The sequence below is a fragment of the Nostoc sp. NMS8 genome (assembly GCF_017115045.1).
Classification (GTDB): domain Bacteria; phylum Cyanobacteriota; class Cyanobacteriia; order Cyanobacteriales; family Nostocaceae; genus Nostoc.
In genome coordinates this window covers 291,958-300,338 of record NZ_JABXKK010000116.1, presented here as the reverse complement: position 1 = coordinate 300,338, position 8,381 = coordinate 291,958, and the positions used below count along the sequence as shown (strand labels likewise).

Sequence of the window (8,381 nt, the reverse complement as noted above, 5' to 3'; positions counted from 1 at the left end):
TTAAAATGATTATCATTCTTGAGAAAACCTGTCTCTTGTTTTTCTTGGAATAATTTATTCTTTGGAAGTCCCTTAAAGGTTCTCAGAGTGCTAGTAAAAGAGAAGCGCTGACTTCTCATAAGCTAGAATATTTAGTAGATGGATTAAAAGCAACTTTTAGTATTGAAAACTATCTTGGCGGAATTTACTATTTGACTCCTGATGAGATAATATTCGAGAACAATATGTATATTATACAAGAGTCAAAAAATACTTCAACAGCATCTTTGCCAAAGCTCCCTGATATTCAGGATGGTTTATTCAAGCTAATTTTATTTTCTAATTTAGATTCTTTAGTATTGAATGGTCAAGAAGTATTATTTGTTACTAAGCTAAAGCTTACAGGTAACAATGTTATCGGTTCTATTGTCTTTCCAGATGCATCACTAGAAGAACTCAAATATTTTTTGGAAGTTAATGTTAAAAATTTTAATACAAATCAAAAAATAATTATTAAAAAATTGGCTTTAGAAGCTGAAAATAATCAGAAACTTCAAATAGAAGTATCCAGTAACTTTTAAACCTTATAATTTTTGGTTATGATCAAAAGTCCTCTGCGATATCCTGGTGGTAAGTCGAAAGCAATAAATCAAATAGTTGAATACTTGCCAGAGAGCTTTTCTGAGTTTCGAGAGCCGTTTGTGGGTGGTGGTTCTGTATTTATTTATTTAAGGCAAAAGTTTCCCGATCTCAAAATTTGGATTAACGATTTAAACCGCGAACTCTTCTTATTCTGGAAGGTTGCCCAGTCTGATATAACTCAGTTATTGAAGGAAATTCTACATATTAAAGTCAAATATACAGATGGTAAATCACTATTTACAGAATTAACTAGTGTAGATGTAAATAATTTATCTGATTTAGAAAGAGCCGTTCGTTTTTTCGTACTCAACAGGATTACTTTTTCAGGAACTGTAGAATCAGGCGGTTTTTCTGAACAAGCTTTCCATAAAAGATTTACTGATTCTTCAATAGAACGGCTAGAAAAGTTAGAAAATATTCTATCAGATAATGTCCAAATTACTAACTTGGATTACAGCCACCTATTAAAATCAGAAGGGGAAGAAGTATTTTTATTTTTAGATCCACCATATTTTAGCGCTACAAAATCAAAACTATACGGTAAAGATGGTGACTTGCACACTTCTTTTGAACATCAGAGATTTGCTAACCTTTTGCAACAATGTCATCATCGCTGGCTAATTACCTACGACGACTCACTGCACATTCGAGAAAATTTTCAATGGGCTAATATCTCAGAGTGGGAATTACAGTATGGCATGAATAACTATAAGCAAAGTGTTGCTGCTAAAGGAAAAGAGTTATTCATTACTAACTACGAAGTTAAACTTTATTTGGAAAAAAAATCACAAGTTCAGAATCTTGCTAATCCAGCTTTGCAATTAAGCCTTGAGATTTAAATCTAACTTTGATAGCTTCCAATTTTCCGGTAGGATAACCCCATAGCTCTCAATCAATATAGCTACAACATACAAACCTTAGCTATGATAACTTCCCCAATCCCTGCTCAAGAATCCTCTGCTAGCTGGTATATCCTGCTGCAACAATTAATAGATGGACAATCCTTGTCTCGTACTCAAGCTGCTGAATTGATGCAAGGTTGGCTCAATGAAGCGGTTCCCCCAGAGTTGTCAGGGGCTATTTTAACAGCGCTGAACTTTAGAGGCATTTCTGCCGACGAGTTGACCGGCATGGCTGAGGTATTACAATCTCAATGTTCCCCACTCAGCCCTCAGAAATCAACACTTAGCACTGTAATAGATACCTGTGGTACTGGTGGAGATGGTTCATCAACTTTCAATATTTCTACAGCGGTTGCTTTTGTTGCTGCTGGATCTGGCGTACCTGTCGCTAAACACGGCAATCGTTCAGCTTCAAGTCTCACAGGAAGTGCAGACGTATTGGAAGCCTTGGGTGTAAACTTAAGTGCTTCTAGTGAAAAAGTGCAAGCAGCACTACAAGAAGTGGGGATCACCTTCTTGTTTGCCCCTGGTTGGCATCCAGCACTTAAGGCGGTTGCGTCATTACGGCGGACTTTGAAAGTGCGAACAATTTTTAATTTGCTCGGTCCCTTAGTAAATCCCTTGCGTCCTACTGGGCAAGTGGTGGGTTTATTCACTCCTAAACTTTTGGCAACTGTTGCCGAAGCTTTACAAAATTTGGGTAAAGAAAAGGCGATTGTGCTACACGGACGAGAAAAACTTGATGAGGCTGGGTTAGGAGATGAAACTGATTTGGCGGTGTTATCAGACGGAGAAGTGCAATTAACTACTATTAATCCCCTAGATTTAGACTTAACGCCTGCTTCCATAGGTATGCTTCGGGGTGGGGATGTCCAAGAGAATGCGGAGATTCTCAAGGCGGTACTCCAAGGTAAGGGAACTCAGGCGCAACAGGACGCAGTTGCCTTAAATGCTTCGTTAGCGCTACAAGTCGCAGGTACGATCGCACTCCTCGATCACGCCCAAGGGATTAAAATCGCTAAGGATATCCTACAAAGTGGGGCTGCTTGGACGAAGTTGGAGCAGTTAGTTGAGTTTCTGGCGGATTGATTTGCGATCGCAATTGCGGGCGAAATTCTACGACATTACGCTTAATGGTGACATCATAATTACCAAAAAAGTCATGTCCTAAAAGTCCAGTTTCTAGTTCCGCACCTGCGATCGCTACTGCTACTCTATTCACTATTACCCCGCCAACTGCCATCGAATTAACATACCCCACAGGAAATTCTACCGCTCTGGAACTCGCGGTGTTTGCCTTAGCTTTCCCCACTGTGACGATTCCCAAAGCATTGGCCATCTGTTGGGTAATGACAGTACCACTCGCTCCCGTATCCACAATCATCTCAAATTGTTGCTGGCCATTGAAGGTGACTTCCACAATTGGCGTGCCACCAATTCGCCTTTTAATCGGGGCTGTAAATACTGCTTCATTTGGAATCACCACTGCTGATGACGGCAAACCTGGCTCTGGTGATAACGGTTTTGTTTCTTGTGGAGGTAAAGTAAACTTTGGTGTGGTTTCTCTCTGAGGAACAACAACGACTATTTTCTGAGGTTCTCTAACTGCAACAGGGCGAGGATTAGCTTGCTGTTGGGCATATTTAACTTGGCGGCGATATTCTCTGATTTTGGTTTGAGCGATCGCAAATTCTGGGCTTTGTGGCCGCACTCTTCGCATCAGCGCGATCGCATCCTGGTACTGACTCGCCACCAACTTCCAGTCATCTGGAGATTGAGCCGATTGGCTAATACTCCAAGCGCCAACAGCTTTGTCTCGCCCCATTTCAAAAAGACTTGGTTCACTTTCAGATTCAGACGGATCTAGCGGCTGCGCTTCTGGAGTAGCTGCGGGTGTTACTGGTTCGACTGTCGGCTGTACTGATGCCAGATCCCCAACAGGTGTGGGTTGGTCATTGCCACCAGTCGCGGTGTTTTGTTTGTCTTCACTACAGGCAACACATAAAATCGCTAGAACGCTTGATACAAAAATTAGGGTTGCACGGGATAAAAAAGACTGAAGCATAATTAATTTTACCTGCCCAAGCTTTGCCAAATCCACTCCCGCTAATTTAATTCCCTTTTAATTTTAATTAACTATCTTAAAAACTCCCAATTACTCAACTCATGGGATAATTAACAATCGCAGTATAGGGGACTGGGGACTGGGTATTGGGTACTAGGAATTAAAAACTGAGGAAGAAGCAAGGGAGTAGGGAGCAAAGGAGTAGAGTTTTCCACGCTCTGTACCTCTCTATCCAATCCCCAATCCCCAGTAACCAATCCCCAGTAACCAATCCCCAGTACCCATTACCCCTTATCCCTAGAGGGGGCCCCACCTTCCCCAATCCCCAATCTACTATGCCCCTGACTGACGCAGCAATACCAGCTTTACTTGTCCTAGCAGATGGAACCACTTATCGCGGTTGGTCTTTCGGTGCGACGGGAACCGCGATCGGAGAAGTGGTATTCAACACTGGCATGACCGGCTATCAAGAAGTCTTGACTGACCCTAGTTACCGGGGTCAGATAGTTATTTTTACCTATCCTGAATTGGGGAATACTGGCGTCAATCCTGAAGATGAAGAATCAGATGGGCCTCAAGTGCGGGGTGCGATCGCCCGGAATATTTCTCACCGTCCGAGTAACTGGCGATCGACACAATCTTTACCTGACTACCTCAAGCATAACCAAGTACCGGGGATCTACGGCATCGATACCCGCGCCCTCACCCGCAAAATTCGGACGTTTGGAGCGATGAACGGTGGCATTTCTACAACCATTCTCGATGAGGCAGAATTACTAGAGCAGGTACTAGCGGCTCCCAACATGGCAGGATTGAATCTGGTTCGTGAAGTCACCACCCCAACGGCTTATGAGTGGGCAGATCCGACAATTCCAGCTTGGGAATTCAACTCTGAAGCTGCCGAAAATCCTGGGGAAGCCTTTACCGTTGTTGCCCTTGACTTTGGCATTAAACGCAATATCTTGCGTCGCCTAGTAAGTTACGGTTGTAAGGTGATTGTTGTACCTGCTGATACACCACCAGAGGAAATCCTCAACTACAATCCAGATGGTGTATTTCTCTCTAACGGCCCTGGCGATCCGGCTGCCGTCACCCAAGGGATTGCAACTGCAAAAGCACTCCTGTTAAGTCAAAAACCAATTTTTGGTATTTGTATGGGACACCAAATTTTAGGTCATGCACTAGGGGCAGAAACCTATAAACTCAAATTTGGTCATCGTGGTTTGAATCAGCCTGCCGGTTTACAACAACGGGTAGAAATTACTAGCCAAAACCATAGTTTTGCTATTGATCCAGATTCTTTACCTACGGCAGTTGTGGAAATCAGCCACCTAAACTTAAACGATCGCACCATTGCCGGGGTACGTCACAAATCTCTACCTGTATTTTCCGTACAGTATCACCCAGAAGCCAGTCCTGGCCCACACGATGCTGATTACTTGTTTGAGCAATTTGTTCAATCCATGCGAACAGCGCGTCAAACCCTCCAGGGAATTCAAAATTAAAAATGATGCTCGCGGACTCGCTAACAAAATTCAAAATGAAAGATTTATTTTTGAACTAAGCATTTTTAATTTTGAATTGGAGTAAAAAGCAAGAGTCAAGTTGTCGCATTTGGGATTAAATAAAAATAGCAAAATGCAAATGGGGCATTAGGGACTAAGGAAAACTTTTCCAATGTCCAATGCCCTATTCCAACAGATTGTAGACAATTTGCTCAAAAACCATCTATACTTGAGCGTTCACTTTAACTCATGAGGAGGGAATTATTGCTGAGCCACTAAATCTAACCGTTAGCCTGAGGGGCACTCGTGAAGTCCGGGATAACTGTCAGCTATTCCGCCTCACAGGTTTGTTAGATGCTTTTTCTGAGCCGACATTTCGCAAGACACTTGGCAGCAAGATTGACGAGGGCCCTAAGCATATTATTTTGGATCTCTCACAAATTGACTTTGTAGATAGCTCTGGCTTGGGCGCTCTGGTGCAGCTAGCCAAGCAGGCTCAAACTGCTGATGGCACTTTGCAAATTGTCACGAATGCCCGTGTAACTCAAACGGTCAAGCTTGTTCGCCTAGAGAAGTTTCTCTCCCTGCAAAAATCAGTTGAAGACGCTCTAGAAAATGTCAAGTAGTCTTGATTACTAGACCTGAGAGTTCAATTTAGCTATCTAGATTCAACATCAGATAGCTTAATTTTTAGAACTTCTGGCAAAAAACCTCTCTCCTTGTGGGCTACGGTGTACACACAAGTTAAATTACCCCCCTTAATATCCCCGATATATTGGGGGAACACAAAAAATCTAGTTCCCTCACGCCACATGCTTCAAGTCGGGCGTTGCCCGCCGAACGCAGTGGCTCCCTTTATAAGGGAAGGGCTAGGGTGGGGTAAAACATTGGTTAATCAGTTATTTCAAACTTGTTTGTACACCGTAGCTCCTTGTGGGAGAGGCAAAAAGCCAGTTGAGCTACTATATTTAAAGTTAAGCAATAAAAGATATAAATACCCAGTTCTTTGGTATGTAATTGCTGGCTATAATATTTGATAAATAATTAAAGCTGAGAAATTTCTAAGAAATATCAAGCCAACATGTTTGTCGATAAGTAGACTTGATCCTGTATAGTTAAAAATTGTCACTTACTAAGTAAGCACGACAATGCATCGAGCCAAAGCGTAAATTTGATGTTCATATTTTACCCTATCTTCGGCACAGACCACAATAAGTAGGCGAAATTTGGTTTACAGATGTTGACATCAGGGTGATTTAAAATGCCAACTCTCAATCAAAAAGATGAAATTAGGAAGTAATTTTGATAGTATTGATTATGCTAGGTATACTATCATGGCATACTTCAGAAAAATCAATCTTTGCGAACAATGCCTGCCAAATAGAGCCAGTCAAGGAATGATTTATTTGTGAAGTCACAGGAGGAAGAGCTATTAGATGGACAAGATAAAACTCCCAAACAGAGTTTATCTTGGGATCAAGCACTCTTGGCAACCACAGCGCCATTCCAACAGATTTCCCTTTCACAAGTGCAACAAATTTCTCCTACTGCTTTAGCGTATTTAGGGGATGCAATTTATGAATTATATGTTAGAATTTTCTATCTGCTGCCATTGCAGCGGTCAGGGATCTACCATAGTCTGGTAGTGGAGCAGGTAAGAGCGGAAACACAAGCGCTACATTTGCGATCGCTGATTCCTCATCTCAGGGATACCGAATTAGAAATTGTCCGACGGGGTAGAAACGCCGCAACAGGACGCCCTAAGCGACTTAATCCCGAAATTTATCAACAGGCAACTAGTCTAGAAACCTTAATTGGCTACTTATATCTCACCGATTATCAGCGTCTAACCGAACTATTGCAAATACTTCATATAGAAAAAGAGTGAAAACTCAATTTCACAATTGCCGTAACACTAGATTAGGTTCAAGAAATTGACGCAATCGGAGCGATGACCATACGCTATATCCATAAGTAAAATGCAGAATAAACCAAAAAAAATCAGGACTTCTAACGAACCCGATCGTGGACAACCCGTAAAAATTAAAGGTAAACGTGTTATCACGAATCCAACTCGCAATCCCAGAAAAATCGATAGCAACCCCATCTCTGTGACGAATCCAACTCGCAATCCCAGGAAAATAGATAGCAATCCTATCTCTGCTGCTAATTCGACTCGCAATCCCAGAAAAATCGATAGCAACCCCATCTCTGTGGCGAATCCGACTCGCAATCCCAGAAAAATCGATGGCGACACTATCTCTGTTGTTAATCCGAATCGCAATCCCAGAAAAGTAGATGGCGATACTATCTCTGTTGTTAATCCGAATCGCAATCCCAGGAAAATCGATAACAACCCCAGTTATGGGAACTCTCGACAACGAAATAATAACTTCTCCCAGCCATCTGCATCTACACAACCGATAGAAGAAGATAGCGATCTCATCTACGGTCGTCACCCCGTATTGAGTGCATTGCAAAATCAGCGCAATCTCAATCGTCTCTGGATTACTACCCGTCTGCGCTACGATCCCAGCTTTCACCATTTTCTCTTGCAAGCGAAGGAAAATGGCACAGTTATTGATGAGGTTGAACCCAAGCGCTTAGACTATCTCACCAACGGCGCTAATCACCAAGGTGTGGCAGCACAAATCGCTCCCTACGCCTACACCGAATTGCCCGATCTAATTGAGCAATGCAAATCCATAACCGATGCCGTAATCGTAGTAGCTGACGGAATTACCGATCCCCACAACTTGGGAGCAATTATTCGCACCGCCGAAGCAATCGGCGCTCAAGGGTTAGTGATTCCCCAAAGAAGGGCATCTGGGATCACTTCTACTGTCATGAAAGTGGCAGCAGGCGCTTTAGAAAATTTTGCTGTAGCTAGAGTTGTCAATCTCAGCCGCTCCTTAGAAGAATTAAAAGAAGCTGGCTTTTGGATTTACGGTACTGCTGCAAGTGGCAGCGAACCTTTGCATACAGTCAATTTCACTGGCCCAATCGTTTTGGTAATCGGCTCAGAAGGTGAAGGTCTGGGTATGTTGACTCAACGCTCCTGTGATTTTTTAGTTTCAATTCCTCTACAGGGTAAGACTCCTAGCCTGAATGCTTCGGTAGCAGCGGGTATGGCGCTTTATGAGATTTATCGCCAGCGATCACTAAATACGCTGCACTTAGATAAATTACACAAAATCTCTTTTAAAAAATAACGTAACAGAGTATAAAGAAATGTAAAAGATAATAAAGTAGCATATCGTTTCACACCCTGTAGCACGTTTATAAATC

At 42.4% G+C, this 8,381-nt stretch carries 8 protein-coding genes; 7 read left to right on the top strand and 1 reads right to left on the bottom strand.

The genetic code is table 11. From position 1 onward, the window contains the following. The first annotated feature begins 224 nt into the window (after positions 1 to 224). The 3 genes from HWQ39_RS32275 to trpD all read left to right on the top strand — a co-directional run bounded on the left by HWQ39_RS32275 (position 225) and on the right by trpD (position 2,612). Complete coding sequence (locus HWQ39_RS32275) at positions 225 to 560, top strand: hypothetical protein (protein WP_292854014.1); 336 nt, start codon at positions 225 to 227, stop codon at positions 558 to 560. An 18-nt stretch (positions 561 to 578) separates the two neighbouring features. Then, the gene (locus tag HWQ39_RS32270) at positions 579 to 1,460 is read left to right on the top strand and encodes a DNA adenine methylase (RefSeq protein WP_292854013.1); all 882 of its coding nucleotides are present in this window, start codon (positions 579 to 581) and stop codon (positions 1,458 to 1,460) included. Positions 1,461 to 1,544: 84 nt separating this feature from the next. Further along, complete coding sequence (trpD, locus tag HWQ39_RS32265) at positions 1,545 to 2,612, top strand: anthranilate phosphoribosyltransferase (RefSeq protein WP_292854012.1); 1,068 nt, start codon at positions 1,545 to 1,547, stop codon at positions 2,610 to 2,612. On the opposite strand, the gene HWQ39_RS32260 is transcribed toward trpD, so the two are convergent. Beyond that, on the bottom strand, positions 2,542 to 3,588 hold the full coding sequence (locus tag HWQ39_RS32260; RefSeq protein ID WP_292854011.1) for a retroviral-like aspartic protease family protein: 1,047 nt from the start codon (positions 3,586 to 3,588) through the stop codon (positions 2,542 to 2,544). The genes trpD and HWQ39_RS32260 overlap by 71 nt on opposite strands. A gap of 335 nt (positions 3,589 to 3,923) precedes the next feature. Between HWQ39_RS32260 and carA the strand changes: the two genes are divergently transcribed. From carA to rlmB, 4 genes are all read left to right on the top strand, one after another. Further along, the gene (carA, locus tag HWQ39_RS32255; RefSeq protein ID WP_292854010.1) at positions 3,924 to 5,093 is read left to right on the top strand and encodes a glutamine-hydrolyzing carbamoyl-phosphate synthase small subunit; all 1,170 of its coding nucleotides are present in this window, start codon (positions 3,924 to 3,926) and stop codon (positions 5,091 to 5,093) included. A 260-nt stretch (positions 5,094 to 5,353) separates the two neighbouring features. After that, entirely contained in the window at positions 5,354 to 5,719 is a 366-nt protein-coding gene (locus HWQ39_RS32250) for an STAS domain-containing protein (protein WP_084227153.1), read from the top strand. Positions 5,720 to 6,501: 782 nt separating this feature from the next. Then, positions 6,502 to 6,981 carry a ribonuclease III domain-containing protein gene (locus HWQ39_RS32245; RefSeq protein WP_292854009.1) on the top strand — a complete coding sequence of 160 codons (480 nt, stop codon included), beginning with the start codon at positions 6,502 to 6,504 and terminating at the stop codon, positions 6,979 to 6,981. Positions 6,982 to 7,072: 91 nt separating this feature from the next. Then, positions 7,073 to 8,305: a 23S rRNA (guanosine(2251)-2'-O)-methyltransferase RlmB gene (gene rlmB / locus HWQ39_RS32240; protein ID WP_292854008.1), complete on the top strand. Its 1,233-nt coding sequence runs from the start codon at positions 7,073 to 7,075 to the stop codon at positions 8,303 to 8,305. Positions 8,306 to 8,381 lie beyond the last annotated feature (76 nt).

What these genes read in the sequence shown, in the direction of transcription:
- rlmB (WP_292854008.1), top strand. Translation starts at nt 7,073, where the DNA reads ATGCAGAATAAACCAAAAAAAATCAGGACTTCTAACGAACCCGATCGT.
- HWQ39_RS32275 (WP_292854014.1), top strand. Translation starts at nt 225, where the DNA reads ATGTATATTATACAAGAGTCAAAAAATACTTCAACAGCATCTTTGCCA.
- trpD (WP_292854012.1), top strand. Translation starts at nt 1,545, where the DNA reads ATGATAACTTCCCCAATCCCTGCTCAAGAATCCTCTGCTAGCTGGTAT.
- HWQ39_RS32260 (WP_292854011.1), bottom strand. Translation starts at nt 3,588, where the DNA reads ATGCTTCAGTCTTTTTTATCCCGTGCAACCCTAATTTTTGTATCAAGC.
- HWQ39_RS32270 (WP_292854013.1), top strand. Translation starts at nt 579, where the DNA reads ATGATCAAAAGTCCTCTGCGATATCCTGGTGGTAAGTCGAAAGCAATA.
- carA (WP_292854010.1), top strand. Translation starts at nt 3,924, where the DNA reads ATGCCCCTGACTGACGCAGCAATACCAGCTTTACTTGTCCTAGCAGAT.